At 72.8% G+C, this 26,556-nt stretch carries 23 protein-coding genes; 6 read left to right on the top strand and 17 right to left on the bottom strand.

The genetic code is table 11. The annotated features are described in order from the left end of the window. Window positions 1-60: 60 nt before the first annotated feature. The gene (locus tag ACSMTC_RS01885) at window positions 61-708 is read right to left on the bottom strand and encodes a TetR/AcrR family transcriptional regulator (RefSeq protein ID WP_436557855.1); all 648 of its coding nucleotides are present in this window, start codon (window positions 706-708) and stop codon (window positions 61-63) included. A 48-nt stretch (window positions 709-756) separates the two neighbouring features. Here ACSMTC_RS01885 and ACSMTC_RS01880 point away from each other — a divergent pair, with 48 nt between their 5' ends. Next, on the top strand, window positions 757-2,349 hold the full coding sequence (locus tag ACSMTC_RS01880) for an FAD-dependent monooxygenase (RefSeq protein WP_436557854.1): 1,593 nt from the start codon (window positions 757-759) through the stop codon (window positions 2,347-2,349). 131 nt (window positions 2,350-2,480) lie between these two features. Here ACSMTC_RS01880 and ACSMTC_RS01875 read toward each other — a convergent pair whose 3' ends face one another. From ACSMTC_RS01875 to ACSMTC_RS01850, 6 genes are all read right to left on the bottom strand, one after another. Further along, window positions 2,481-3,884: an alpha/beta hydrolase gene (locus ACSMTC_RS01875; protein ID WP_436557853.1), complete on the bottom strand. Its 1,404-nt coding sequence runs from the start codon at window positions 3,882-3,884 to the stop codon at window positions 2,481-2,483. Then, entirely contained in the window at window positions 3,874-4,509 is a 636-nt protein-coding gene (locus tag ACSMTC_RS01870; RefSeq protein ID WP_436557852.1) for a PadR family transcriptional regulator, read from the bottom strand. Before ACSMTC_RS01870 ends, ACSMTC_RS01875 begins: the two co-directional genes overlap by 11 nt. Before the next feature lie 636 nt (window positions 4,510-5,145). Continuing rightward, window positions 5,146-8,064 (bottom strand): hypothetical protein, encoded by a 2,919-nt coding sequence (locus ACSMTC_RS01865; RefSeq protein WP_436557851.1) that lies wholly within the window; start codon window positions 8,062-8,064, stop codon window positions 5,146-5,148. Beyond that, a complete protein-coding gene (locus ACSMTC_RS01860) occupies window positions 8,064-9,944 on the bottom strand; it encodes an HSP90 family protein (RefSeq protein WP_436557850.1) in 1,881 nt (626 codons plus the stop codon). Before ACSMTC_RS01860 ends, ACSMTC_RS01865 begins: the two co-directional genes overlap by 1 nt. A 34-nt stretch (window positions 9,945-9,978) precedes the next feature. Beyond that, a complete protein-coding gene (locus ACSMTC_RS01855) occupies window positions 9,979-10,893 on the bottom strand; it encodes a hypothetical protein (protein WP_436557849.1) in 915 nt (304 codons plus the stop codon). A gap of 271 nt (window positions 10,894-11,164) precedes the next feature. Next, a complete protein-coding gene (locus tag ACSMTC_RS01850; RefSeq protein ID WP_436557848.1) occupies window positions 11,165-12,043 on the bottom strand; it encodes a LysR family transcriptional regulator in 879 nt (292 codons plus the stop codon). 130 nt (window positions 12,044-12,173) lie between these two features. On the opposite strand from ACSMTC_RS01850, the gene ACSMTC_RS01845 reads away from it, so the two are divergent. After that, a complete protein-coding gene (locus tag ACSMTC_RS01845; protein WP_436557847.1) occupies window positions 12,174-12,575 on the top strand; it encodes a carboxymuconolactone decarboxylase family protein in 402 nt (133 codons plus the stop codon). A gap of 84 nt (window positions 12,576-12,659) precedes the next feature. On the opposite strand, the gene ACSMTC_RS01840 is transcribed toward ACSMTC_RS01845, so the two are convergent. The 5 genes from ACSMTC_RS01840 to ACSMTC_RS01820 form a co-directional block, all read right to left on the bottom strand. Further along, entirely contained in the window at window positions 12,660-14,210 is a 1,551-nt protein-coding gene (locus ACSMTC_RS01840; protein ID WP_436557846.1) for an AMP-binding protein, read from the bottom strand. Between the two features lie 141 nt (window positions 14,211-14,351). After that, window positions 14,352-15,605, bottom strand: a complete 1,254-nt coding sequence (locus ACSMTC_RS01835; RefSeq protein ID WP_436557845.1) for an acyl-CoA dehydrogenase family protein — start codon at window positions 15,603-15,605, stop codon at window positions 14,352-14,354. A gap of 57 nt (window positions 15,606-15,662) precedes the next feature. After that, a complete protein-coding gene (locus ACSMTC_RS01830; protein ID WP_436557844.1) occupies window positions 15,663-16,484 on the bottom strand; it encodes a 2,3,4,5-tetrahydropyridine-2,6-dicarboxylate N-succinyltransferase in 822 nt (273 codons plus the stop codon). A 304-nt stretch (window positions 16,485-16,788) separates the two neighbouring features. After that, window positions 16,789-17,001: a hypothetical protein gene (locus ACSMTC_RS01825; RefSeq protein WP_436557843.1), complete on the bottom strand. Its 213-nt coding sequence runs from the start codon at window positions 16,999-17,001 to the stop codon at window positions 16,789-16,791. A gap of 254 nt (window positions 17,002-17,255) precedes the next feature. After that, entirely contained in the window at window positions 17,256-18,098 is an 843-nt protein-coding gene (locus ACSMTC_RS01820) for a GH25 family lysozyme (protein WP_436557842.1), read from the bottom strand. A gap of 729 nt (window positions 18,099-18,827) precedes the next feature. Here ACSMTC_RS01820 and ACSMTC_RS01815 point away from each other — a divergent pair. After that, a complete protein-coding gene (locus tag ACSMTC_RS01815) occupies window positions 18,828-19,154 on the top strand; it encodes a hypothetical protein (protein ID WP_436557841.1) in 327 nt (108 codons plus the stop codon). A gap of 156 nt (window positions 19,155-19,310) precedes the next feature. Here the strand turns inward: ACSMTC_RS01815 and ACSMTC_RS01810 are convergent, their stop codons facing one another. Together ACSMTC_RS01810 and ACSMTC_RS01805 are read right to left on the bottom strand one after the other, a co-directional pair. Beyond that, window positions 19,311-19,736 carry a DUF302 domain-containing protein gene (locus ACSMTC_RS01810; protein WP_436557840.1) on the bottom strand — a complete coding sequence of 142 codons (426 nt, stop codon included), beginning with the start codon at window positions 19,734-19,736 and terminating at the stop codon, window positions 19,311-19,313. A gap of 116 nt (window positions 19,737-19,852) precedes the next feature. After that, window positions 19,853-20,050 (bottom strand): hypothetical protein, encoded by a 198-nt coding sequence (locus ACSMTC_RS01805; RefSeq protein ID WP_436557839.1) that lies wholly within the window; start codon window positions 20,048-20,050, stop codon window positions 19,853-19,855. 571 nt (window positions 20,051-20,621) lie between these two features. Here ACSMTC_RS01805 and ACSMTC_RS01800 point away from each other — a divergent pair. The 3 genes from ACSMTC_RS01800 to ACSMTC_RS01790 all read left to right on the top strand — a co-directional run bounded on the left by ACSMTC_RS01800 (window position 20,622) and on the right by ACSMTC_RS01790 (window position 23,209). Then, complete coding sequence (locus ACSMTC_RS01800) at window positions 20,622-21,365, top strand: dienelactone hydrolase family protein (RefSeq protein ID WP_436557838.1); 744 nt, start codon at window positions 20,622-20,624, stop codon at window positions 21,363-21,365. 3 nt (window positions 21,366-21,368) lie between these two features. Continuing rightward, complete coding sequence (locus tag ACSMTC_RS01795; RefSeq protein ID WP_436557837.1) at window positions 21,369-21,635, top strand: DUF6295 family protein; 267 nt, start codon at window positions 21,369-21,371, stop codon at window positions 21,633-21,635. Between the two features lie 251 nt (window positions 21,636-21,886). Continuing rightward, window positions 21,887-23,209 (top strand): LCP family protein, encoded by a 1,323-nt coding sequence (locus tag ACSMTC_RS01790; RefSeq protein ID WP_436557836.1) that lies wholly within the window; start codon window positions 21,887-21,889, stop codon window positions 23,207-23,209. A 5-nt stretch (window positions 23,210-23,214) separates the two neighbouring features. Here the strand turns inward: ACSMTC_RS01790 and ACSMTC_RS01785 are convergent, their stop codons facing one another. From ACSMTC_RS01785 to ACSMTC_RS01775, 3 genes are all read right to left on the bottom strand, one after another. After that, a complete protein-coding gene (locus ACSMTC_RS01785; RefSeq protein ID WP_436557835.1) occupies window positions 23,215-24,060 on the bottom strand; it encodes an NAD(P)H-binding protein in 846 nt (281 codons plus the stop codon). Window positions 24,061-24,309: 249 nt separating this feature from the next. Beyond that, the gene (locus ACSMTC_RS01780; protein ID WP_436557834.1) at window positions 24,310-24,612 is read right to left on the bottom strand and encodes a hypothetical protein; all 303 of its coding nucleotides are present in this window, start codon (window positions 24,610-24,612) and stop codon (window positions 24,310-24,312) included. 135 nt (window positions 24,613-24,747) lie between these two features. Then, window positions 24,748-26,274 (bottom strand): multicopper oxidase family protein, encoded by a 1,527-nt coding sequence (locus ACSMTC_RS01775; protein ID WP_436557833.1) that lies wholly within the window; start codon window positions 26,272-26,274, stop codon window positions 24,748-24,750. Window positions 26,275-26,556 lie beyond the last annotated feature (282 nt).

Raw genomic sequence — 26,556 nt, 5'->3', positions numbered from 1 at the left:
CAGTCGCTGGAGAAGGGTGTCCCGCCGCCGGCCGGAGGACGAAGGCGGGACAGGGCTCTCCTACCGCCCGGCCGGCAGCCCCCGTTCCACGGCGTCGAACGCCCGGTGCACCCGGAGGCGGTGGTCCTCGACCAGGTCGTCGGCGCGCTCACCCGCGAGCAGGCGGCGGGCGGTGGCGAGGTAGACGGTGCGGTAGGCGGCGATGGCGAGGGCCGCCGTCATGGCCGGATCGGCCTCCTCGGGGCCGGTGGTCCGGCGGATCGCGGCTTCCACGGCGTGTTCGATCTCATCGAGACCCTCGCGGGCCCGGGCCCGCAGTGCGGCCGAGTCGATCACGACCTGCCAGTGGCGTGGAAAGGTGTCGCCGACCGCGGCCAACGGGCTTCGCTGGTCGAGCAGTTCGAGTGCCAGTCGGCGCAGTGCGGCGAGCGGCGTCTCGCCGTCCGGGCGGTTCAGGACGGCCGATGAGAACAGTTCGACGGCCTCGGGGATGCGGTCGAGGAAGAGATCCTCCTTACGGGGGAAGTAGTTGAACACGGTCATCGCGGACACGCCGGCGGCCTCGGCGATCTCGGCGACCGTCACGCTGTCGAAGCCGCGGGCGATGATCAGGGCTGTCGCCGCGTCGGAGATCCGCTTCCGGGTCTCCCGTTTCTTGCGCTCGCGCAGGGTGGGTTCCGCGCGGCCGCTTCCGTTGGTGGCTGGCATGGGAAAAATTGTAGCGACCATAAAGTTTTAGTGACTATAGTCAGCCGTATGGAGCAGAGCACAGGCAGGGGCCTGGACTACGACGTGGTGGTGGCCGGGGGCGGTCCGGTAGGACTGATGTTCGCCGGCGAGCTGGCGCTGGGCGGGGCACGCGTGGTCGTGCTGGAGCGTCTGGCGTCGATCGATCCGACGATCAAGGCAGGTGCGGTCAACACCGTGACCGCCGAGGCCTTCTACCGGCGCGGGCTGCTGTCCGCGCTGGCAGAGTCACAGCAGCGGGCCCTGGAGCGGTTCAAGGTGTTCGCTCAGCACAACCGAGCACAGGAGGGGCCCGATCGCACGGCTCACAAGGTCGCGGGGCACTTTGCCGGGATCATGCTGAGCGCCGACCGGGTAGACCCGGCGGAGCCCGACTTCGCCGACCTCGGACCCGCCGCCGGCATCAGTCTGGTGTCGCAGCAGGAGATCGAGCGCATCCTCGGCGAGCGTGCGGCGGAGCTCGGTGTCGAACTGCGGCGGGGTGTCGAGCTCACCGGCTTCGACGAGGACGCCGAAGGGGTGACGGTCCACGTCGCCGACGCGGTGGACGGTGCGTCAGGTGGGCAGGGGAGCGAGGGCATCCGGGCTGGCTGGCTGGTGGGGTGCGACGGCGGCCGCAGCATGGTCCGACGGCTCGCCGGTTTCGCCTTCCCGGGGACCGATCCGCAGATCACGGGCCATCAGGCGATGGTCGAGATGACGGGGGCCGAAGCCCTGGTCCCGGGGTGGAACTGGACGGAGACCGGTGTCTATGTGCACGGCCCGGTCCCCGGCCGCATCCTGACCGTCGAGTTCGACGGACCGCCCGCCGACCGGGACGCCCCGGTCACCGCCGAGGAGCTGCAGCAGAGCCTGCGCCGCGTCTCGGGCGTGGACGTCACGGTCACCGGAGTGCGGACCGCGACGCGGTTCACGGACAACGCCCGCCAGGTGAGCGAGTACCGCCGGGGCCGGGTGCTGCTGGCGGGTGACGCCGCCCATGTGCACTCGCCGTTCGGCGGCCAGGGGCTGAACCTGGGCATCGGGGACGCGATGAACCTCGGCTGGAAGCTCGCCGCGGTGGTCGGCGGCCGGGCGCCCGAGCAGCTGCTGGACTCGTACACGGCGGAACGGCATCCCGTGGGGGAGTGGGTCCTGGACTGGACCAGGGCGCAGGTGGCGCTGATGGCTCCGTCCCGGCACGTCCGGGCGCTGCGCGAGGTGGTCGCCGACCTGACCGCAAGCGTTGCCGGGACCACCTATGTCGTCAAGCAGCTCTCCGGTGTCCGGCAGCAGTACGGCCCTGCCGGTGGCCATCCACTGGTCGGCCGCAGTGCGCCGGACCTCCTGCTGGCGGACGGCAGCAGGCTTGCCGGCCACCTCCACGGTGGCCGGGGCGTGCTGTTCGACCTGGCCGACGACGAGGATCTCCGGGCGTCGGCGGGGAGGTACGACGGCCGGATCGACGTGGTCACCACGCGCTGTCCGGACCGTTCCGGGCTGCGTGGGCTGCTCGTGCGTCCGGACGGCTTCACCGCGTGGGCGAGCGACCTTGCCGACGACCACGTCGCGAGCGCGGAAGCACTCACCGCCGCGCTTGTCCGGTGGTTCGGCGCGCCGTAGGGCGCGGTGGGGCCGGCACCCGCGTGCCCCCGACCCCGGCGGCGCGGGCCGGGTCGCCTCGGCACCGCCCGGGCGACCCGGTGGCCCGGGCCGTTCCCCGCGGCGGGCCCGGGGCGAGGCCGCCGGGAGGGTCAGGAGCGGGCGGCGGCCGTGATCCAGGGGCCGAGGCGGTCGACCGCCTGGTCGAGGATGCCCAGGTGGCTGGCGCCCGGTACGGTCTCCAGGGTGGTCGCCGCGCCGGGCGGGCGGTTCTGCCGGGCGTAGGCGAGCACCTTGTCCGGGCTGAACACCTCGTCCTCGGCGCCGATCCAGACGGCCAGCGGTGCCCGGATGCCGCGCAGATCGGTGGAACTCCCGTCCGGGTTCTGGGCGAGGGCCATGTTGACGGTGTACCGGGCGACCAGGTGGGCGGAGCGAACCTGGGCCTGCGAGTACGCGAAGCCGAGTGCCGGAGCGTGGCCGTCCAGCACATGGTTGCTCAGCGCGTTGACGACGAACGGGCGGGTGCACACGGTGGCGAAGTTCGAGGCACCGCCGACCAGTTCGGTGTCGGAGTGCAGGCCGAAGTCCGGGGCGAGGAAGGCGTAGCCGGCGATCGGCGTGTGCACGTGCGCCAGGCTGTTCAGGACCAGCCCGGCACCGGCGGAGTGCCCGCCGAGGAACTCCGGTACCCCGGGCTGCCGTTGATGGACGAAGTCGGCCACCGTGCCGACGTCGTCCCACACCTGCTCCGGGGTCGGGGCGTCGCCCCGGGGGCCGCCGGAGGCGCCGTGGCCGCGGATGTCGACCAGGTAGGTGGCGATGCGGTACTTCGCGGCCAGGTCGCCGAGGGGCAGGTAGCCGGCGGCACTGTTGGCGCCGGAGCCGTGGTAGAAGACCAGCGAGGCCACCGGGTGGGCCGGAAGGTAGGCGTAGTAGGCCAGCCGGACCCCGTCGCTCGCGTCGACGTGGCCGGTCGGCGCGGCGGAAGCGGCGCCGGCCGTGGTGGTGTCGAGTGCACCGCTGGTCGGCTGCGGAAAACTGCAGGGCCAGGCCGCCGTCGCCGTACCCGCCGCGGCTAGCGTGACCAGGGCGGACGCGGTGAGGCCGACCGCGCCGAAGAGGGCCAGTGCGCGTCGCGCGGGTGCCGTGACCGGGCCGTCCGGCCGCAGCCAGTCGCGTGCCGCGGGTCGGCGCAGTCGCCAGAGGACCAGTGCGGGCAGTACCAGGCCGAGTGCGGCCGCCGCGCTGCTGAACTCCACTGCCTGGTAGATCCGGGTGAGCGCCAACACCACCAGTAGGACCGGGAGTTCGCGCACTCCTCGCCTTGGGGAGCGCAGTCGGAGCACCGTCAGCCAGCAGGCGGCGCCGAGGGCGATCAGCAGCCAGCCCAGCCAGTGGGTGGATGCGCGGTAGGTCGGGTTGAGTTCGAGCAGTCCGTTGACGGCGGTCGCCGCGCCGGTGAGCAGCAGCAGGACCCGGACCACGGTGATGTCGCGCGGTGGCCGGCCGCCGTTTCGGCCGAGGGCCCGGCTGCCGGGGTGGTCAGGCGTCATGGCGGAGCTCCGGGGGGTGGTCGGCGAGCGGCCCGCGGTGTTCGGCGACGAGTTGTTCCGCCGTGTCGCACCAGGCGAGTTCGGCCTCGCACAGGGTGAGGGTGTGGGCGAGCACCAGGCGGGCCGCCAGCAGGCTCTGCGGGCGGCGGTCGGTGGCCTTCGGCCAGTGCGCGCCGGGGACGATCTGCTCGGCGAGTTCCTTGCGGAGCAGCACGTCCGCGCGGCGGCGGGCGATGAGCTCCAGCATCGCCGTGGGCCCCGCCTCGTCGCTGAACAGCAGCTTGACCAGGCCCTCGTCGCGCAGCTGCCGCGGCTCCGGCGGCCGGCGCAGCCAGCCTCGCAGCGCTTCGTTGCCCCGCTGGGTGAGCCGCCAGGGCGCGGCGCTCCGGGACGACCGCCCGCCGGCCGGACCGGCCGCCCCGGCAGCGGCCGGTTCGGGATCCGGTTCGATCAGACCGTCCTCGGCGAGGAGCTTCAGCTGGGGGTACAGCTGACCGTAGCTCACGCCCCAGAAGTGGCCCACCGAACGCTGGGCGGCCTGGCGCAGCTGGTAGCCGTTGCGGGGATGCAGGGAGAGGAAACCGAGGATGGTCCAGGCGGTCGGGGTGAGGTCGGCGGACGTCATGGGCGGGACCTCCGTCGCCGGATGGCGGCCGGTATGTATCTGCCAGATACGTTCATGCGGCTAGTCTACTGCAGCGCGGGTGGCCTCGGTTCTCTGATGTGCCGTCATCTCCGTTGCTGCCGCCCGGAGCTGTCCGGGGAGGAGTTCCGGCCGGTCAGGGGGGGAGCCGCTCGCCGTGGGCCGGGTGGTCGTGGACGGGAAGGCGGCGATGCGGTGGTGCGGCGGTGCGACAGATCGGCCGGCCGGGGCAGCGGAGCGGCCGCACGCCGAGGCGGGCGCATGCGGCGCGATGCGGTCGGTTCCGGTACCAGGACTGCCGTGCGGCGGCACGGTGGTGGTCCGTCAGATCCGCGACGACACGGTGATACGCGTTCCGACGGCGGCGGCCATCAGCAACGGCGACAGGACGAGCAGGGGCCTGCCGGTGCAGGCGGCCGGCCGGCGGCCGTACCCGTGGCGGGGGGTAGCTCTATCTCTAGTGGGGGCACACCGGGGCCGCGCCCGACGTCCGCCCACACGCCCGGAGAGCCGCCCCACAGGGCAGAGGGCCGGAACGGGTGGACAGCCCGGGGCCGCGGCGAGCCCCCGGCCGCACGGAGACGGCGTGCGGCCGGGAACCGCGCTGCGGACGGCGGATCAGGCGGCCGGCTCGGCGAGACGGTCGCTCAGGTCGGCCAGGACGGCGGCCGCCTCGGAGAGGCCGGCCGCGCGGCAGCGCTCGACGGCGGCGGCCAGGCGGGCGCGGGCGGCGTCGCGGCGGCCGAGATCGGTGCCCTCGATCACGGCGGCCAGCCGTACCGCCTCGGCGCGCGGCGACTCGGCCTGCTCGCCGCCCGCCTCGTAGGCGGCGATCGCCAGCTCCGCCGAGGCCAGCGCGGTCTCGAACCGATCGGCGACGGCGTAGACGCGGGCACGCTCGTAGTGGGCGGCACCGCTCAGGTACCAGTCGGTGTGGTCCTCTCCGTGCGCGGCCGCCCGCTCCCGTACGGCATCGGCCTCGGCCAGCCGCTCCAGCGCGGCCTCCAGGCCGTCCGGGCCCTGCGCCCGCATGGTGAGCCGGGCGAACTCCCGCAGCGTGGCGGCGACCTGGTCGGGACGGGCGGCCCTGGCGTGGGAGGCGAGAGCACGCTCACGGGCCGCGTGCGCGGCCTCCCAGCGGCCCGCCTGGGCCAGGGCGACGGTGGCCTCGCACGCGACCATGGTGTGGGTGTCCTGCTCCTCCCAGCCGGCGACCGCGTCGGCGAGCCGGAGGAACTCCTCCGCCGCGTCCCGGAACTCCGTCAGCTCGAACAGGCCCCGGGCGAGGTCCAGCCGCACCTGTGCCAGCAGCCGCTCGTCCAGCTCCGGTGCGCCGGTATCGAGCAGCACCGACTCCAGCACGGCGACCGCGTCGGCCGCCCGGCCGTTCTCGCGCAGCATCTCGGCGAGCTGCAGCCGGACCCTGGCCGCGTCCTCGGCGCCCTCGCTTCCAAGGCGGTCGAACCGCGCGGCGGCCTCGGACAGCGCCCGGACCGCCGCGCCGGTGTCCTGGAGGTGTGTGGCGGCGTGGCCGAGCAGCATGTAGGTCGCCCCGAACGGATAGGAGTCGTCCGCCCACCGGGCGGCCGCGGCCAGCGCCCGGTGGAAGACCTCGGCGGCCTCGGCGTGTGCGCCCTGCTGGAGCAGCACCTGCCCGAGCAGTCCGAGCACCCGGGGCGTCTGCCACGGCAGTTCGGCGGCCTCCAGCTGCTCCAGGGTCTCCCGCAGCTCCGCGGCGGCCTCGGCCAGCCGCCCCCGGCGGGCGGCGGCGTCGGCGGAGTACTGGCGGGCGAGCGCCGTGCGGCGGGCCGAGCCCCGCTCGGAGCTCTCGCGCCGGTAGGCCTCGACGGCGTGCCCGAAGCGCTCCAGGGCCTCGGCGGACCGCTCCTCGGAAGCGTGGAGCAGTTCGTGGTGGGCGGCGAAGGCCCGGCACTGGAGGACCACCAGGTAGTCGTCGGTTGCCATGCCCTCCTCGGTGGCGAGCAGTTCCCGGGCACGGCGCAGCGCCTCGTCCAGCGCCGGCCAGTCGGCCGCCGTACCGGTCTCGCCGGAGAGTCCCACCACCAGGGCGCGGGTGCGCAGCATCAGGGCCTTACCGGGCAGCCCCTCCCGCTCGAACAGCTCGGCCGCCGCCAGCAGCCCGGCCTTCCCCTGGACCAGGTCGTCCCGGTCGAGCGCCTCGTGCGCCCGCTGCTCGGCGATCTCCGCGCGCAGCCGCCCGACGCTGCCCGCCGGGGTGCCCTCCGCGTGGACGTAGTCCTCGGAGGTGAAGCGGTCGATGACGCCGCGCCAGAGCCGGTCCGCGTCCGGGTGGCCGAGCAGGTCGAGCTCACGGGCCCGGACCACCAGGGCGGCGAAGTCCTCCGGCTCCGGCTCGGTCTCGCGCAGCGGCACCGGCGGCGTGGCCGGCGCGCTCACGAGCTCCGAGGAGGCCGGGGCGCGGACCCCGAGGGCGAGCGGCTCGGCGAGCAGCGGCCGCTGCGCCAGGCGGGCCCGGCGGTTCTCGCCGACCTCGCCGGTGCCGTTGCGGGCGTCGAACCGGGCGGCCAGCGCGTCCGCCTCGGAACGCACATGGGCGAGCAGTGTGTCCACGGTCCAGCCCGACCCCGGCGGGCCGCTCACGGTGAGCCCGCCGTGGCCGCCGCGGGCCAGAGCGGCGATCAGCACCTCCACACCGGTCAGGAAGTCGAGGCGGGCCAGCGGGTCCCCGCTCACGCCGAACAGGTCGCGGTTCTCGGAGAGGATCTCCAGCCCGCGCGGCTCGTTCCCGGAGAGCGCGCAGAACTCCAGGTGCAGGCCGACCGCCCGTGCCATCCCGGTCTTGCCGCGGGCGAAGCGGTAGCCGACCAGGTGGCCGGAGCGGGCCTCGTCGAGGCGGCCCTGGCGGAGCAGCGGCAGCAGTGCGTACGCCTGGCTGAGGTAGGGCTCCTCGGTGCAGGTGCTCGCGCCGTCGAGCACCGGCCGCCAGGCGTCCAGGGCCCGTCGGTCGTCCCCGGCACGCAGGTGGTGCGCGGCGCGGGAGCGGATCTCGCACGCGGCGCAGTCGCTCAGCTCGGTGCGGGGACGGGCGGCCCACAGCTCGAAGGCGTCCTGGACACCGGCACCGGTGTGCGCGGCCAGGTGGTAGCGCTGGGCGTAGTACGGCTGGAGGCCGTGCCCGGCGGCCCGGTAGCGGTCGCGCAGCTCGGTGTGCCACCGGCGGATGGCGTCGAGTGGGACGTCGGGTGTGCCGAGCAGGGCGGTGGCGACCCACTTGAACCGCCACAGGACCTGGTGGCGGGCCCAGTCGCCGAACCCGTCCGGGTCGGTGTCCCACAGCTTCAGCACCCTGGCGAAGACGACCGGGATCTTGTTCCGTTCGCCGTCGTACTCGTACGCCTCCATCAGCTCCAGCAGTGCCATGGAGCGCACGTCGGTGTCGTCGAACTGCTCGGCGGCATCGACGAGTTCCTCGGCGGTGACGGTCCGCTGCCGGCCGTAGGGGCGGGCGTCGTTCTCGCGCAGGGCGGTCATCACCGCACCGATGGTGTCCAGCATCACGACTCCTTCCGGGGGCCGGCCGACTCGTGGCCGAGCATGGCGTGGTCGAGCAGGCTGATGAACGACCGGTTGAGCAGGGCGCTCTCGCTCGACCGCAGCGGGCGGCGGGTGAGCAGCACCGCCTGGCCGTACAGGGCCTCCACGGCGGTGACGGCGAGTTCGCGGTCGGTGATGGAGGCGGCGCGGCGCACCAGCGGGTTGAGGTGGTTGAGCACCAGCTGGGCGCGGGGCGCCTCGGCGCGCAGCGAGCCGAGGATGTCGGCCCACAACCCGTCCGCCTCATCGGCGAGTTGGGCCCGGGTGCGCTCGTGCCTGGCCTCCCGGTTGTCCAGCAGCAGGGCCGGGGCGCTGGTGGGGTGGAAGCTGCGCAGGGCGACATCGCAGTCGAAGCGCCCGATCACCTCGCGGGCGATGCTGAGGAAGCCGGCGGCGGCGAGCTCGGCGGCCGGGTCGACGGTGTCCAGGTGCGCGGTGACCGTACCGGGGTCGAGGTCGGACACCGAGACGCCGGAGCGGATCTCCGGCAGCCGGTGCACCAGATCGCGGTCGTAGGTGTAGCCGCCGTTGACGACGCCGAGACCGGCGGCGCCGGCGATCGGGGCGACCTGGCGGAACTCCTCGACGGTACGGGTGACCAGGACGACCGGGTGGGCACGGGCGAACTCGTCCAGGGTGACGTTGCCGTCGGTGGTCTCGAACGGGAGCCACGGCAGCAGCATCCGCAGCAACTCGTCGTCGTAGCGGGCCAGTTCCTTGACCGCCAGGTGGTGCACGCCGATGAAGCGGTGCAGCAGCGCCGGGTCGCTGGCGGACAGGCCGGTGAGCCAGTCGCGGATGCGCGCGCCGAGGGCGTCGCGGACGGCGGCGAGCGTCTCGTCGGCGTACAGGCCCTCGCGGGAGGCGGTGGGGCGCAGGCTGTCGGTGTCGACCACGCAGCGGACGAAGAACGCCCACTCGGGCAGGAGTTCGTGGGCCTGGTCGGTGAGCAGCATGCCCTTGAGGTGGACCCGGTGCCCGGCCCGGCGGGAGGGCGGGGCGGCGTCCGGCAGGACGTAGGCGGCGCCGCGCAGCCCGACCACCGGCAGGTCGAGCTCGATGGTGTCCAGCGGGGTGAAGTCGAAGGTGCTGCGGCAGTACTCGGCCAGCGCTTCGCGGCGGGCCGACGGGGAGCCGTGCCGGTCGGCCCACGGCGGGGTGCGGTTGACCAGGGTGGCGGTGCCCCGGTCGTCGACCACGGTCACCTCGTGGCGCAGCAGGCTGCCGAAGTCCCGGGCGAGCGAGAGGACCCGGTCGGAGCGGGTCCACTCGGCGGCGTCGGCGCGCGGAGCCAGGCGGATGGTGGTGCCGGGCTCGGGCTTGGCCTCCGGCGGCAGGGTCCTGATGGTGTACCGGCCGTCGGAACCGCCGCGCCACTCGATGACGGGCGCGTCGGCGGTGGCGGCGGAGCGGGTGACCACGGTGATCTCGTCGGCGACCACGAAGCAGGCCAGCAGACCGATGCCGAACTGGCCGATGAAGTCACCGCGGGCGCGGGCGAGCCCGGCACCGTCGAGCCGGCCCTCGGCATCGCGCTTGGAGCTGCGGCCGATGGTGGCGAGGAAGGTGTGGACGTCCGCCTCGGTGAGGCCGACGCCGGTGTCGGTGACGGTCAGTCCGCCGTCGGTCCTGACGGTGATCCGGGCCGGTGCGGCCGGATCGAGCGCCTGCCGCGCGGAGATCGCGTCGACCGCGTTCTGCAGGAGCTCCCGCAGGTAGACGCGGGGGCTGGAGTAGAGGTGGTGGGAGAGCAGGTCCACCAGGCCGCGCAGGTCCACCTGGAAGGTGTGCGCGCTCGTCGGGTTCTCGGATGGGGACACCGGAGGTTCTTTCGATCGCATGGGTGAAGGTGGGGAACGGCGGTGCGGGCGGCCGTCAGCGGGCACACAGGTCGCGGTGGCCGCGGTAGCTGTCGACCGGGTCGCCGGAGAGGTAGTACCAGGGCGACTCGGTGACGACTCCGTCGAGTTCCTGGAACAGTCGGTGCGCGGTCTGCGGCTCGTCGATGAGCGAGAAGACCATGGCGAAGGTGTTGTGGGCGCGCTGCCAGCCGCGCGGGCGCCCGTACGCCGGGTGCAGGACGGACCGCTCGGCGGCCTCGTGCAGCTCGGACCGGACGGCCCGGCTGGTGAGGTAGGCGTGGTCCGCGCCGTCGGCGAGGTCGAGCCAGTGCTCCAGGTGCGCCAGGGCGACCAACTCGCCCAGCGGGCTGCCCTCGGGGGCGGAGAGCATCGAGTCGCGGGCGAACTCGTGCATCTCCTCGTGCGAGCCGCCCCACTTGGCGCACAGCTGCTGCAGCCGCTGCCGGTGCGAGTCGAGGTGCCCGGGGCGGCGCCGCAGCGCGGCCTCGAAGCGGTAGCGGCCGATGTCCCGGCCGAGTGAAGCACCGCGCCCGCTGATCTGCAGGAAGTACCACGGGGCGAGCCACTCCGGCTCCCGCTCGGCCACCTCGAACAGCTGCTCCTCGGCGATCTCCAGCCGTTCGTGGAACAGTCGCCACTGCTCCTCGGACACCTGCGCGGCGCGCTGCCCGGTGCGGGCCTCCCACGCCCAGGAGACGTGCCGGGCACCGGAGAGCAGCAGCGCCGGCGAATCGTCAGGTCCGTCGGCGATGGCCTTGGCCGTCCACTCCTCGACCCCGCCGACCTCGGACAGCGCGGACAGGAGCCAGGTCAGCTCGGAGGCGTCCTCGACGGCCGCCAGACCGGGCCGCAGTGCCGCCCAGTCCCCCTCGGCCGCCTGGGCGAGCAGCAGCCGCAGCTCCTCGTCCCCGCAGGCCGGGTCCAGCACGAGGGTGTCCGGCCTGTGCGCGGCTCGCCGCCGGAAGCCGAACCCCCGCCGGCCCGCCCCGCCCCCCGATGCGTCAGCACCGGTGCTGCGTCGGAAAAGCGGCATATGACCCCCAGAGCATCATCGTGATCTTTCGAACGGCCGTGCACCGGCCGTCCCAGTCGCAGTACATATCACGTGCCGCTGACATCCAGGTCGCCCAACCCCAGGTCAGCGCCGGTGCCGACCGGGGCCCGCGTGGCCGACGGGCAGTCAGGATGTGAGGGCCGGCTCAGCCGCTGTCGGCGAGGATCGCGCGGAACCGCTTGACCAGTGGGCTGGGGTCCTCCGCGCGCCAGACCAGGTGCAGGGTGGTGGAGGTTTCGGCCAGCGGCCGCGCCGCGACTCTGACCCGGCGCAGCGCGCGGTGGGAGTCGGCCAGGACGGCGGCGCCGAATCCGGCCGCCACGAGGGCCAGCAGGGTCTGGACGGTCCTGCCCTCCGCCCCGATCCTGGGGGTGACCCCGGCGCGCAGGCACAGGTCGTGGATCTCGTCGTACGAATGGGGTGAGACTTCGCGAGGCCAGATCACCAGCGGGATCTGCCCCAGTGAGGCGAGCGGTGCCGGTCCGGCCGCGTGGGCCAGCGGATGGGCGGCGGGCAGGAAGAGGGTCAGCGGCTCCCGCCACCAGGGCGCGGTCGCCAGCCGGGCGTCGCGCCGTGGAAGCCGCTGGACGGCGATGTCGTAGCGGCCGTCGAGCACGCCGTCGGACATCTCGGCGTCGTTGAAGCTCTCCTCCAGGCGCAGGTCGACACGGGGCAGTTCCCTGCGGACGCGCCCCAGCGCCTCGCCCAGCGGCCCGTTGATACCGGAGCCGGAGAACGTGACGGTCAGCCGACCCGTCAGGCCCTGTGCCGCCAGCCGGACCTCGTCCAGGGCGGTCCGCATCTCGGCCTGCACCGAGCGGGCCCGGTCGACCAGGACCCGGCCGGCCGAGGTCGGGGTCAGACCCCGGCCTTCACGGGTGAACAGCGCGACGTCCAACCGCCTTTCCAAGTCTCGAAGTTGACGGGTCAGGGTCGGCTGGGTGAGATGCAGGCGGCGGGCCGCCGCGCTGATGCTCCCCTCTTCGGCGATCGCGATGAGGTAGCCGAGTATCCGCAGGTCCATCCATACCTCCCAGGCATGGAAAGGATAGATCACGATGCCTCATGGGCAGTTCCGGGTCCGCGCCGGGCCACTCTGGTCACACACCGGCGAGCGGCGGAGCCACTCGCCCCGATGACCCTGGAGGGCACCCATGACCCGTGAGCACCGCTACACCCACGGCCTGGAGGTACTGGAGCGGATCGACGGCGAGGCCGGCCGGCGCGTGGTCGACACGCTCGCCGACACCTCACCCGAGCTGGGCCACCAGATCGTCGCCTGGGCGTTCGGCGACATGTACGCCCGTCCGGAACTGGCGCCCCGGGAGCGGCAGTTGGTCACCCTCGGGATCCTGACGGCGCTCGGTGGCTGCGAGATCGAGCTGGATGTGCACATCAACGCCGCGCTCAACGTCGGCCTTTCCCCGATGGAGATATCCGAGGCGCTGCTGCACTCCGCGGTGTACTGCGGGATGCCGCGGGCGATCAACGCCACCCTCGTCGCCAAGAAGGTCTTCGGCGAGCGGGGACTGCTTCCGCTGACCAATGTCTCGTGACACCGTGCCGAGCCGCCGGCCGGCAGCCGTGCTCCGGCGGCCGGCCGGCGGCAGGGAGAGCGGGCCCGGCGGCCGGAGCGGACGCTACGACCCGGCGGGTCCCGGGAGTTGCCCGGCGGCTGCCCGCAGCAGCTTCTTGTCCGGCTTGCCGGCGTCCGTCAGCGGCAGTGCCTCGGCGAAGGCGATGCGGTAGGGCTCGTGGGTCGCGCCCCGCCGCTCACGGACCATGGCGCACAGCTGTTCCGCGTCGATCCGGCTGCCCGGTACCGGCACGACGACGGCATGCACCCGCTCCACCCGGTCGGCGTCCGGGACGCCGAACACGGCGCTCTGCCGCACCTGGGGGTGGGAGTTGAGCAGATCCTCCAGTTCGGAGGTGTACACGTGACCGCCGCCCGTGTTGATCAGGTCCTTCAGCCGGTCGACGATGGTCAGGTAGCCGTCGTCGTCCAGGTACCCGATGTCGCCGGTGTGCAGCCAGCCGTCCCTGAGGACCGAGGCGGTCAGCTCGGGCTGCTTCCAGTAGCCCTGCATGAGGGTGTCGGAGCGCACGCAGACCTCGCCCGGCGTGCCGGCGGGCAGGTCCAGGCCGGACTCGTCGCGGATCGCCACCCGGTAGCCGGGTGCCGCCCTGCCGACGGAGCGCAACCGCTCCGGGCGGTTCGGATCGTGGTCCTCGGCGGCGAGGACGCTGATGATGCCGGCCTCGTGCTGGCCGTAGAGCTGGACCAGCACCGGCCCGAAGCGCCGCAGCGCATCGGTGATCCGGGTCGGGGACGCCTGACAGCCGCCGTAGCTGAGCCGGCGCAGGCTCGAGGTGTCCGTGCGGCCGGACAGCGGGTGGTCCGTCAACTGGTAGAGCAGCGGCGGCATCAGGAACAGATCGGTGATGCGTTCGCGCTCGATCGCCTCCAGCACGGCGGCCGGGTCGAAGTCCTCCAGCAGCACCGCGCTGCCGCCCGCGCGCAGCACCTTGTCGGTCATCTGGCCGGCGGCGTGCGCGATGGTGGTGCACACCAGCAGCCGGGGCGGTTCCTGAGGGTCCTCGGGCAGGTCGGGGCCGAAGGGGCGGACCTGCCCGTAGCTGACGCAGATGCCCTTGGAGTGGCCGGTGGTGCCGCCGGAGTGGCGGATGGTACGGACGTCCTGCGGGCGGGCCCGGCAGGGGAAGGGGTCGGCCGGCTGCTCGGCGGCCAGCGCCAGCAGGTCCCGGCCCGCCCTCCCCGGGCCGAGGACCAGCACGCTCTCGACCGGGACCCGGTCGGTGATCTCCGTGGCCCGGTCGGCGAACCGGGGATCGACGATCAGCGCATGGGTCTCGACGTCACGGACCATCACGGCCTGGGTGGCGGCCGACAGCCGGGTGTAGAGCTGGTTGACCCGGCAGCCGAGGAGGTTGGCGGCGTAGCGCGCGGCGAGGGCCTCCGGGAGGTTCCCGCTCAGCAGGGTGACGGTGTGGCCGCGGTCGATGCCCAGGGCGCGCATGGCCCGCGCGAGGCGGTGGGTGAGGTCGCGCAGTTCACCCGCGGTGACGCTACGCCCTTGGTGGACGAGGACTTCCCGCCCGGGGGAGGAGCCCAGGGCGGCGAGGATCTGCTCCACTTCGGTCCGGAAGGGTGGTGTGGTGGCGGGCATGTGCCTTTCCTTGCGGCCGTGGTGCGGAGGTCACCGTCACCCGGCCCGGCTGGTAGGGGAGTTGGCGGGCGGAGCCCCGGCCGCCTCGGCCTGGAACCGCGCCGGCACCGGCCGGGGCGGCGGGGGAGTTCCGCTCGGTGTTCAGTGGTGGGCGAGGAGCCCGGCGCCCTCGGCCTGCGGGCTTTCGGCCCGCGCGCCCTCGGTCAGCAGGGAGTGCGCCAGGACGCTGTAGAGCGTGTCGTTGGGGCCGTCGGCGATGCGCAGCCCGCGGATGTCCCGCAGCCGCTTCTCCATCGGGGTGTGCCGGGTGTACCCCTCGCTGCCGTGCAGCTGGAGGGCGAGGTCCACGGCACGGTAGGCGACGTCGGTCGCCAGTGCCTTGGCGGCCGAGCAGGCGGCCGCGTCGACGTCGCCCCGGTCGATGCGTTCCAGCAGGGCGAAGCACCAGGAGGTGGCGGCTTCGACCTCGGCGGCGGCCGTCCCCATCCGGGCGGCGACGGAGGGGATGGCGGCCAGCGGCGTACGGCCCACGCTCCGCCCACGAGTACGGGCCGCGGACTCCTGGATCGCCGCCGACGCGGCACCGAGGCAGACCAGCGACATCATCAGCCGCCAGGCGGAGAAGTGGGTGTCGAAGATCCGGCGCCCGTCGCCGGGGGCCCCGAGGAGGAGGTCCTTGTCCAGGCGGACGTCGACGAAGTGCAGGTGCCCGAAACTCCAGCCCCGCATGCCGAGGGGTTCGGTGGTCTCGGTCAGCACGCCCTTGGTGTCCATCGGCACCCAGACCGCCGACAGCGGCACTTCCCGGAGGTCGACACTGCCGGCCTCCTCCCGGCTGACGATCTTGCCGAAGACGACGAACCCGTAGGCCTCCTCGACCCGGCTGATCAGGCCCTTCGTACCCGACAGCACGAAGTGGTCACCGTGGTCGACCAGGACGGTGGTGAAGCCGCGCAGGTCCGATCCCGACTGCGGCTCGCTGGACGCGACACCCGCCAACCTCCCCCGGGTGAGCACCTGTTCACGGGTGTCCCGGGCGAGAGCGGGCGAGCCGTAGTGCAGGGCCATGGCGGCGTGGCCGGTGCTGAAGATCTCGCGTGCGTCGCAGTCCCGCCGGCCCGCGAGGAACATGGCCACCCCCTGGGCCACCCGCCCCTCCGCACCGGGCCCGGCCGCACCGGGCCCCTCCGCACCGGGCCCATCCGGGGGAGCGATGTCGATGCCGGTGAGTCCGGCCTCCGCGGCCAGCCTCCGCAGGGCCAGCCAGTCGGGGCGCGGGTCCGCCTCGCAGAGCGGCTCGGGCAGGTGGGTGTCCAGGAAGGCCGTGAGCCGGGAGTGGAGATCGCTCAGCTCGGGACGGCCGTTGAGTAGCGAAAGGATTCCGTTGGCGGACAAGGGAGATGACTCCTCGAAGGATGTGAAGTGGTGACGGTGTGTCGGGCGGTGCCGCGGTCAGAGCACCGGCGGCTGGGTGCGCACCACATCGTTGAGCTTGGCCTTGTCATGGCGCTCGCCCTTCTTCAGGTGCTTGATCACCAGAAGGCAGGGCAACCCGAAGGTGCCGCCGGCGAACTCGCGCGGGCGGTTGGCGGGCACCGCGACCGTCCACGGCGGGACGACGCCCCGGCTGAGCTCCTCCCCGGTGGCGGCGTCGATGACCGGAATGGTGTCGGTCAGCAGTGCCCCGGCGCCCAGCAGCGCGCCTTCACCGACCCGGGCGCCGCTGTAGATCATCGACCGGGCGCCGATGAAGGCATCGTCCTCGATCACCACCGGCTTGGCCATCGGCGGCTCGATCATGCCGCCCAGCCCGACCCCGCCCGAGAGGTGGACCCGCTTGCCGATCTGGGCGCACGAGCCGATACCGACCCATGAGTCGACCAGGGTGCCCTCGCCGACGTACGAGCCGATACCGATGTGACTGGGCATCACCACGACTCCGGGTTCCTGGTAGCTGCCGCGCCGGATCACGGCCCCCGGCGAGACCTGGACGCCGGAGCCGCCGATCCCGGACTTCAGCGGGATCTTGTCGGCGCACTCGAACGGGCCGAACTGGGTCTCCACCGGCCTGGCCTGCTTGTACAGCAGGAGAATGGCGGACTTCAGCCACTCGTGGACCACGATCTCGCCGTCCACGAGCTCGGCCACCCTCGCCCGGCCCGTGTCCAGCAGATCGATCGCCGCGTCGACGGTGGCGACCACCTCGGCGGAGTGGAGCGGGACCTCGTCCCGCCGCTCCCAGAGTTCCTCGATCTCGCTACGGAGAATCGCCACATCGGCAGCACGGTTTCGCATTGCGCTTCAACGCTTCCTGTAAGAACGGAGGGCCCTCCGGTAACCACCGGGGCCGCTTGCCAGGCGGCGCGGACGAACCGCGCCCACCGCGTGATCCCCGGCTACGGCGATCGGCTTCCCCCTGTATCCACGGGGTGTCAGCACAGCGGTGTGCGCAGCGAGTTACCTCGCGGTAACGGCCTGGCTGACTCAGTCTCACATGCTGGGAATCGCAGATCAAATCGCCCGTTAGGTATGGATATGAAGGCTGAAAAGTGGATTTTGGCTAACTTGAAAGGTCCACTTATCGGCAGTGAGGGCCGATGGTGGCATGGGAAAGGCCCGTTTCCACGCCGACGATCTTGCCGAAGACGACGAACCCGTAGGCCTCCTCGACTCGGCTGATCAGGCCCTTCGTGCCCGACGGCACGAAGTGGTCACCGCGGTCGACCGGGACGGTGGTGAAGCCGCGCAGGTCCGATCCCGGCTGCGGCTCGCTGGATGTGACACCCGCCATGGCCCTGCACTACGGCTCGCCCGCTCTCGCCCGGGACACCGTGAACAGGTGCTCGCCCGGGGGAGGTTGGCGGGCTTCGCGTTTCCGGTCTTTGGCTGCCTCAGCCTCGCGTCGTGCCTCGTTTCGGGCTAGCCGTTCAGCCTTTCCAAGCGAGCTTCGGCAGCCCTTGCACCAGGGATGCCGACCATCCGGTTGCCCTCGGTGCGCATGAAATTCTGTCAGCGCCTTTGCGCCGGAGCACCTTGTGCAGGTCTTTAAGAGATCGGTCGCTCCCATGAAGCGCGCCATGTCTCCGGACCCACGATCCCGTCCGCAACAAGCGGCCAGCCATGGGCAGTTGAGTCATTCTGGAAGGCGCGAGCGGTCGCTGCGCTCTGCGGACCGTACCAGCCGTCCACGGCGATGGGCCAGCCGCGGTCGGACATCCGCTGCTGCCAGGCCCGCACATTGGAGCTGTGCATCATCGGGGACTGCAGGCTCAGGTACTCGCCGGGCCACACCTGGCCGGACGGCACGAATGACAGCGCCCAGGAGCGCAGCGCGCCGGTGCTGTCGAGGTGGCAGTAGTCCCGGTCCACGCCGCCCGAGTCCGAGTACTGGTGGAAGAGCCAGGCGGCCTGGATGCCGGGCTGTCCGGCAGGCAGGCCGGCGGTGGCTATCCAGAGGAAGTCGGCGAAGTAGCTGGTGGTGTCGACGTGCCGCCAGTAGTCGAGGTTGCAGTACATGCCGACCGGATTGTGCGGCATCCGCTGCTTGACGTACCGCAGCCAGGCCTCCTTGTACGCGAGCTGACTGGCCTTCGGTACCGAGGAGTTGGCGTTGTCGTACCCCTCCCAGTCCAGGACGAGCGGGTCACCGGGCTGCGGCTGGGCCACGGAGAGGAAGTGGGTCGCCTCCGCCGGTACCGGGTTGGCCATGTGGGGGTAGTGGTAGTAGCCGACGACGAGGCCCGCGGCGCGGGCGTGGTCCCGCTGCGCGGTCCACACGGGACTGGCGTACGTCAGACCCTCGGTCACCTTGATGAAGGCGAAGGAGAGACCGCTGGTGTCCGGGGTGGCGGACTGGTAGCTCGACCAGTCCTGACCGTAGATACCCATGTCCACTGCTCCTTAGGTCGGGTGTTAGCGGGGTGGAGTGCGGCGGCGGTGCGGGCGGCCCCGCCTCCTCACGGATCGCTCGGCGGCCCTCTAGGACGGCGTTACGGGTCTCGCGGGCTCGGTGCCGCGGCCGAGTACTACGGTGCCTGCCGCGAGGAGGGGAGATGTACTGTGCCCGATCGGTACCGAAGGCCCGTCACAGCCACCGGCCTGAATCCGTGGCGGAAGTACAGGTATGTCGTCGATGCTGTCGAAAGTCCTTGCGGCCGGGGCGGCCGGGGCGGCCGGGCGTCGGTCGAGCACGGTGACCCGGCTCAGGGGATCGGTTCGTACGTAGCGCGGTTTCGATGTCCGAAGCAGAAGCATGGTGCGTGCCGCCGCCCCTCGCGGTGCTTCGCGCACCACCGGAGCGGAATGCCGGCGGATTCGGTCCGGACACCTGCCTCGTCCGGATTGCTGATACCCGGATACCCGCCTTCCAATAGCGTTGGGTCACCTCCCTTTTGCGAAGTGAACTCAACGCCCGCGAGGCGGAGTTCGAAGACGACGGCGCGGGGGAGCGCTCGCGGTCGCCCGCCCAGGCCGGGTGCGCGCTTGAGTGGGCGTCAAGAGGAACAGAACATGGCATCCGCCACAACTCACGGCGTCCGTACGGGCGGAGAGCCGCCCGGACCCCTGCCGGCCATGGCCGGACCGTCAGCGAAGGAAAACGCCTGGACAATGGATCACATGAGCGAGACACATGATCTGCGGGCACGCCTGGAAGCACTGGAGGCGGAAGTCGAACGCCTCCGGAGGGAATCGGCGGCCATCCGCACCGCCGCGGCGGCCGGACACCGCGGCGCCGAGGCCCGCGCCGTGCCACGCGAGCCGCTGCAGCCGCTCACCAAGCTCGCCGAAGCGGTCGGTGTCCTGGTCACCGGGCAGTCCGGAGCCGCTCCGATCCCGGGGTCCGTCCTGGAAAGCAGGACCGTGGCTCCGGCCGGGACGCACCGCGGGCACGGAGAGTCCGGCGACCGGGAGGCCGACGCCTCCGCCGAGCAGGGCCAGGGCTGAACGTGTCGAGTGGCGGGCGCCGACGGGGATCCCACCGGCGCCCGCCACTCGCCGGGGCCGGGGTCGGCCGGGTTGGAGCTCCGGGGACTTCGCACGGACACGCGGTCGTGACGGGCCGGCCGGCGCACCCGCCGCACCAGGCCGGGCCCGCAGGGCTCAGCCCGCCGCCACCTGGCCCGTGAGCGCATCGGTGGCCGACAGCGGGGCCGCCACCTCGGACGCCAGTCCATGGCGGGCCGCCAGCCAGCCCGGGGCGAGATAGCTCATCCAGGTGACGGCGGAGTCGTCCCGCCAGACCAGCACCTTGAGGGGAAGATCGAGGGCGCTGAGCGGCGAAGCGACCATCGCGGGGGTGCCGCCCACCGGACTGCCGAAGACCAGCAGCTTGGTGTCGCGGAGCACCAGCCCGGCGTGCTCCGCCTCGCCACTGTGGTCGACCAGGCAGAAGAGCTTGGCCCCGGCCCGGTGGATCGCCCGGGTGAGCCGTTCGACCGTCTCGTCGACACCGTACGGGCTGCGCCGGTGGGTGATGCCGTCGGTCGGGCGTGCGCCCGCCGGGGCTTCCTGCGGGGGTGCGTTCATCGTCCGTCTCCCGGGCCCGTTGATCCGTTCATGCTGCGAGCATCGGTTCCCGGAAGGCGGGAAGCGGGCTCTGACACGGTGGATTCATCCCGTCGGACCGGGCCGGGGCACGGCGTTCACCTGGTGTCCCCGTCAGGCGGGGACGGGTGTTCGGCGGCGGCGTCGCGGGCTCGTTCCTCACGGTGCCTGGCGGCGATCCGCTCGGCGCGGGCGGCGGTACGGGCGAGCCCGCCGATCAGCAGGACGAGGAACACCGCTGCGGCCACCGCCGCGATGATCCCGGCGGTGGTGGTGGCGTCGGCGAGTGGGCGCATGGCGGGTCTCCCGGGCGGGGGTGGTCGTTGCGCCGGGTCAACGCCGTGGCGGGCCCGGGGTCATGGCCTGGTCAGCATGGCGCACTGATTCACCCGTGCGGCGTAGGGGTGGACTGGGCGCACCCGGGCGAGCACCGTCCGCGGTCCGGCCCGGTCGCGGCCGACCGGGCCGCCGGGTTTCCGTACGCGGGTTCCGTACGAGAGTCCTGTGCCGGTTCTGTACAGGGGTTCCGCACAAGGGGGGAGGCCCGGTAACAGCCGGGCCTCCGGGTGCTCCGCCGCGGCGGAGCGGAAATCAGGATCTGTCGATCCGCCGCTTTCAGCGGCCTGGGCTCCGTCGATGTCTGCATCGACGCGGAGCCTGTGATTCAGGTATCCGAAGATACGGTTCACGGCGCCTGACCACAGGGACGGGCTCGGCCGAGCTCCGTCCGTGTGGATGCTGTGCTGATCAGCTGCAACAAGTGTGCGCCCGCTTCGCCCCGTCCGCCACTGTGCGGCGGCCGGCGCCCCGCGTGCCACGGGCGCGGCAGACGAGGCGCGGGCCGGTCCCCGGTGTTTAGCTGGCGCCATGAACGATTCCCTGAGCGCCGGGACCATCATGATCACTGGTCACGGCGGTGACGAGATCGAGGCGTATCTTGCCCGTCCGCAGGGTGAGCAGCGGCGCGGTGGCGTCGTCGTCATCCACCACATGCCCGGTTACGACCGGGCGACCAAGGAGATCGTCCGCCGCTTCGCCGAGCTGGGCTACGACGCGATCTGCCCGAACCTGTACTACCGGGAGGCTCCGGGGGCGGCGCCGGACGATGCGGCCGCCGTGGCCCGGGCCGCCGGCGGAGTTCCCGACGCCCGGCTGCTCGGGGACGCGGCCGGCGCCGCCGCCCATCTGCGCGCCCTGCCGGGCTCCAACGGCCGTGTCGGGGTGATCGGCTACTGCTCGGGCGGGCGGCAGGCGGTGCTGGCGGCCTGCAGTCTGGACCTGGACGCCGCGGTGGACTGCTACGGCGCCTTCGTCACCGGGACCCCGCCGGAGGGCTTTCCACTGCGGATTACCAATCTGGTCGCCCAACTGCCGCAGCTGCGTGCGCCGTTGCTCGGCCTGTTCGGCGCCGAGGACAAGATCCCCGGCCCGGAGGAGGTCGCGGAGCTGGAGCGGATCCTGACCGCTCACGGCAAGGACTTCGAGTTCCACAGCTACCAGGGCGCGGGCCACGCCTTCTTCTCGGTGGACCGCCCCTCCTACAACGTTGCCGCGGCCAACGACGGCTGGGAACGGATCACCGCCTTCTACGCCAAGCACCTGGGGGCATGAGCCATGTGCACCTACACGACCCTCACGGACACCGTGGACGGCAGCGCCAAGGGGCCGGGCGGCCCCTGGTTCCGGGTGACCGATGTGACGGTGTACTTCGACCACCCCGTGCACGCGATGGCCGAGCACACCCTGAACATCGACCTCTCCGATCCGTCCAAGGGCCCCTCGGCGCGGGTGGCGGTGGAGCTCACCGCGGCGTCCGCCCGCCGGCTGGTGGCAGCGGTCCAGGAGGTGCTGGCGGAGGTGCCGGCCGGACTGGCCGGCTGAGGGAGGCTGACAGCTGGGCGATGGGGTCGGCTGAGCGGGACCGGCGGTGGGGCGGTGGGGCCGGTCACGGCACCGCCCACGGCACCCGGGCTGGGCGGGCAGCGCGGTACCGGACGGCGTACAGTCGGCTGAACGGGTGGTTTCCCGTACCGCCGACGCGTCCCGGCCGTAGAACGCCCACCCGTCCAGCCGGAGTTCCCGGGCACTGACGTCGGACCGATCCCCGCTGCACCCGGATGGGGTTGGTTTGGATGACGGACAAGCCCATGCCGAGGCCCCGGCGGACCGCCGGTGCGCCGGCCAGGCCCAGGGACCGCCGCAGACGGGTCGCCAGGTGGATCGCCCTCACGCTAGGCCTGCTGCTGGTCCTGGCGGGGGCGGCGGGCGGATGGGTGTACCTGCACCTCAACGGCAACATCCGGCACTCCGCACTGTTCCTGGGGACCGGGTCCCCCGGGGCGGAGCGGAAGGACGGCACGGGGCAGCGCCCGATGAACATCCTGGTGATCGGATCCGACACCCGGGAGACCCCGGCCGACTGCGAGCTCGGTGGCGACTGCGGGCCGGGGGGAAACGCGGACGTCGAGATGCTGGTCCACCTCTCCTCGGACCGCGGCAGCGCGACCGTCCTGAGCATCCCACGGGACACCGTGGTGGACCTCCCCGAGTGCACCGACCCGGCGACCGGGCAGACCTACCCCGCGCAGCGCCGGGTGCCGATCACCGGCAGCCTGCAGAACGGCGGCCCCGGCTGCACGGTGGCCGCGGTCCACCAGCTCACCGGGATACCGGTCGACCACTTCGCGATGGTGGACTTCGCGGGCGTGGTCAGCCTGTCCGACGCCGTCGGGGGGATCGACGTCTGCGTGGGCGACGACGTCTACGACCCGTACTCGCACCTCAAGCTGGCCAAGGGGACGCACACCCTCAAGGGCGTGGCGGCGCTGCAGTTCCTGCGTACCCGGCACGGCTTCGGCGACGGCGGGGACCTGGGGCGGGAAGCCGCTCAGCATGTCTACCTCGCCGCGCTGGTACGGAAGTTGAAGAACGCGGGTACGCTCGCCGACCCGGCCGCCGTGTACAGCCTGGCCGACCTGGCCACCAGGTCGCTGACCGTCGACGACGGCCTGGGGGGTGTCTCCGACCTGATCTCGCTGGCCTACCAGCTGGACCGGGTGCCGACCGACCGGCTCACCTTCCTGACCATGCCGAGCGTCCCGGACCCGGCCGACGCCGACCGGCTCAGCCCGGCCCCCGAGGCCGCCGCGGTGTTCCGGGCCATCGCCGACGACCAGCCGCTCACCGCCGCCATGGCGGTGCCCTCGGACACCGCGCCTTCGGCCGGTCCGCTGTCCCGGCCGATGGCGCGGCCCCCGGCCGGGACGGGCAACCGGCTGTTCGAGAACCTGACCGGCGGCGCCACCGCGCCGACCGCACCGCCGACCGCCGCGGACCCGCTCAACGCGGCGGCGGCCCCGGGCTGCGTCGCGGTCAGCACCGACGACACCACCCCGTTCGGGCCGCCCGCCCTCGCCTACGCGCGCAATCCGCAGATCCCGGACTCGGCCCCCTGATCCGGTCAGCGGAAGTCGTCCGCGTGGTCGGCGGCCCACTCGTCGAAGGTGCGCGCCGGGCGTCCGGTGATGCGCAGGACCTCGTCGGTGAGCTGGGGCTCCGTGCCGGCCGAGGAACCGAGGAGGCCGAGGAACCGCAGGGCGCCCTCCCTGGGGAAGCCGCGGGAGACCAGCTCGTCGGCGGCCGTCTCGACCGGGATCGTCTCGAAGCGGACCTCGCGGCCGATCGCGCGCCCGATCGCGGCGGCCTGCTCCGCCAGGGTCAGTGCCTGCGGCCCGGTGACGTAGGGGGCGGTACCGAGCAGCGCGCCGCTGCGGTCCAGCAGGGCGCGGGCGCTGACGGCGGCGAGGTCCGCCTCATGGACGGGCGCGGCGACCGCCTCGGGGAACGGCCCGCGCACCACGCCCTCGGTCTTGATCCCCGGGGCCCACTGGAGCGCGTTGGTGTCGTACATACCGCCGCGGACGAAAGTCCACTCCAGCCCGGAGGCCCGGATCAGGCGCTCCACCGAGGCGTGCATCCGGGAGATGAAGAACTCGTCGTCGGCGGGGGTGTCGGTCACCGACAGCGAGGAGTTGAGGACGATCCGGCGCACCCCCGCCTTGACGGCGGCGTCGACGACCTGTTCCGCCGCCTCGCCGCCGCCGGCCGCGAGGTTGAGCCAGAGCGACTCGGCACCCGCCAGCGCCGTCTCCAGGGACGAGGGGTCGGTCAGGTCGGCCCGCACCGACTCGGCCGCGGCCGGCAGCCCGGCTCGCTCGGGGTCGCGGGTCAGGGCGCGGACGGCCGCGTCCTGGGCGAGCAGCAGGTCGACGAGGTGGCGTCCGATGTTGCCGGTCGCTCCGCTCACAACGATCACAGGGTGTCCTCCGGATGGGGTCGGGAACCGGGGCGTCGACGATCGCGGTGACCGTGGCCGACCCGGATGCGGCTCCGCTGGGCGCTGGTCGGCCGCACGCGGGTACAACGGACTCGCCGATGGGTTGTTTCCGGCCAGGGGAGGGAGGCGATGGTTTCCGGCCATCTTCGAGCGGTGCGCAGGGGCTCACCCCGGCCGGGCGGCCGGGCGGTCCGCCACGTCTGCCAGGCGGGGACGGGCTCAGAGCGACCAGCGGCGGCGGCGCCGGGTCGCGCCGAACCCGGTCTCGTGGTCCCAGACGTGGGTGCAGGCGGGGCACTGCAGGTGGAGGAGGCTGCCGGTGTTGGAGAGGAGATAGCGCCAGTGCTCGTCGCAACCGCGCTGCCCCCCGCACGGGGCGCAGTCGCGGGCGTCGTCGCAGTTCGGGCAGGCCACCCATGCCCGGCGGCCGATGTCGGCCTGCGGATCGATGGGCAGCGAGGCCGTCCCTCGGCGGTCCGAGCGGGTGGACGGGCCGACCGAGTCGGCTTGGTGACGGAACATGCCTGCAGAACTTAGGTAAGCCTTGCCTATCTGTCAAGCACGCCCCGGCGCCGGATCGGCCCCGGAGCACGGGCGAGGCGGAGCGGGGGCCCGTCGCGGACCGCCACCACGGCCGGGTGCGCTCCGGGGCCGCCCTCACTTCCCGGACTGGCGGGCCGCCGGCTGCTTCGGCTCCGCGGGCAGGACGTCGATCCGGCCCATCTGGCCGTGCGAGGAGTGCACCAGGTGGTGGCAGTGGTAGACGTACTCGCCGGGGTAGTCGTTCCAGGTCATGGCGATCCGGACGGTCTGGCCGGGGTAGATGGCGATGGTGTCCTTCAGGCCGGCCTCGCCCGGGGAGGGCGGCCGGCCGTCGCGGTCCAGCAGCCGGAACTGCACCAGATGGGTGTGGAACGAGTGCGGGGCGTGGAAGACCCCGGCCGGCCGGCGGTTGGGCCAGTTGTGGATCGTCCAGATCTCGCTGGTGCCGAGGGCGGTCTCGATGTCCGGCCGGTCCGGGTCGTACTTGCGCCCGTTGATCCTGGTGTCGGGAAAGGTCTCCATGAAGAACTCCCGCTCCACCGTGGCCTTCGGCACCGGTGGCAGGGTGGCCAGCACGCTGGGCACCCGGCTCGGGTCCTCCGCCTTGCGGGTGATGTCGAAGCGCAGCACCTCCGGCCGTTCCGAGTCCAGCGCGGCCGTGTTCTCCAGCACCACCGAGGTGCCGACCGGGTAGCGGGAGAAGTCGACGACGATCTCGGCCCGCTCCGCACCGGTCAGCGTCAGTTCGTCCAGCGCGGTCGGCGCGGCGAGCAGACCGCCGTCGGAGGCGATCTGGGTGAAGTGGGCGCCGTCCGCGAAACGCAGTGAGAGGTGGCGGTTGGGCGCCACGTTGTAGACGCGCAGGCGGTACTTGCGGGCCGCCACCGCGAAGTGCGGCCGCTCCTTGCCGTTGACCAGCATGTGCGGGCACTCGTACGGCGAGACGTAGCTCAGGGTGCCGTCGGCCTCGATCCGCGCGTCCCGGATCAGCAGCGGGATGTCGAACTCGCCGTTGGGCAGCGGCAGGCTGCTCTCGTGCGGGTCGCTGAGGAGATAGGCGCCGTGCAGGCCGCGGTAGACGTTCTCGGCCTCCAGCTCGTGCGCGTGGTCGTGGTACCAGAGCGAGGCGGCCACCTGGTTGTTGGGGTAGCGGTACTCGCGCGACCCGCCGGGCTGGATCAGGTCCATCGGCAGGCCGTCGGAGAGGGAGGGGGTGTGGCCGCCGTGCAGGTGGACCGTGGTCGGCACGTCCAGGGCGTTGGTCTGCTGGATCACCACCTCGCGACCCCGCAGCGCCCGGATGGTCGGGCCGGGGAAGCAGCCGCCGTAGGCCCGGACCGTGCTCTGCAGCCCCTTGACGATCTCCACCCGGGTCTCGGCCATCTGGATGCGGTACACCTCCGAGGACGCCGACGTCGACGTCGGGCGGAGGACCGGAGGGATCGGCATGGCCTGGGCGAACGGGACGGCATGTGCGAGTGACCGGTCCTCATCTCCCGCGTGGGCCGGAGCCGCAGGCGCCTCGGGCGGGGCCTCGGGCACGTGCCTCGTCTTCGGCGGGTCCATCATGCGGCCCAAGGGGAACAAGGCCGCCGCGCCGCCGATGGTGGCGGCCGTCAGAATGTGGCGTCGGTTCAGCATGCCCCGTGTCCCTTTCCATCCGAGTCCTGGCGGTGGTACACCGCCGGGCGGGTGACCGGTCGCGGACACGAAGGCCAGAGCACCTCAGATCGCTGAACGTGATTCGGCTGAATCGCTCCGTTACCACCCGTCGGCCCAGTATCAGCGGGGTCCGCACGGCGTGCACGACGGCAGCGGCGGGGAAGTGCCCTGCCCGCACCGGGGCGGTGCGGGCAGGGTTCGTCCGCAGGTGTCACCGTTGGCGGCTGACTGGCCGACACCGAACCCGTCCCGGGCCCGCCC

Source organism: Kitasatospora sp. HPM-01-4 (genome assembly GCF_051374625.1).
Classification (GTDB): domain Bacteria; phylum Actinomycetota; class Actinomycetes; order Streptomycetales; family Streptomycetaceae; genus Kitasatospora.
Note: the sequence above shows the minus strand (reverse complement) of the source record. Positions and strands in the feature narration are given on the sequence as shown.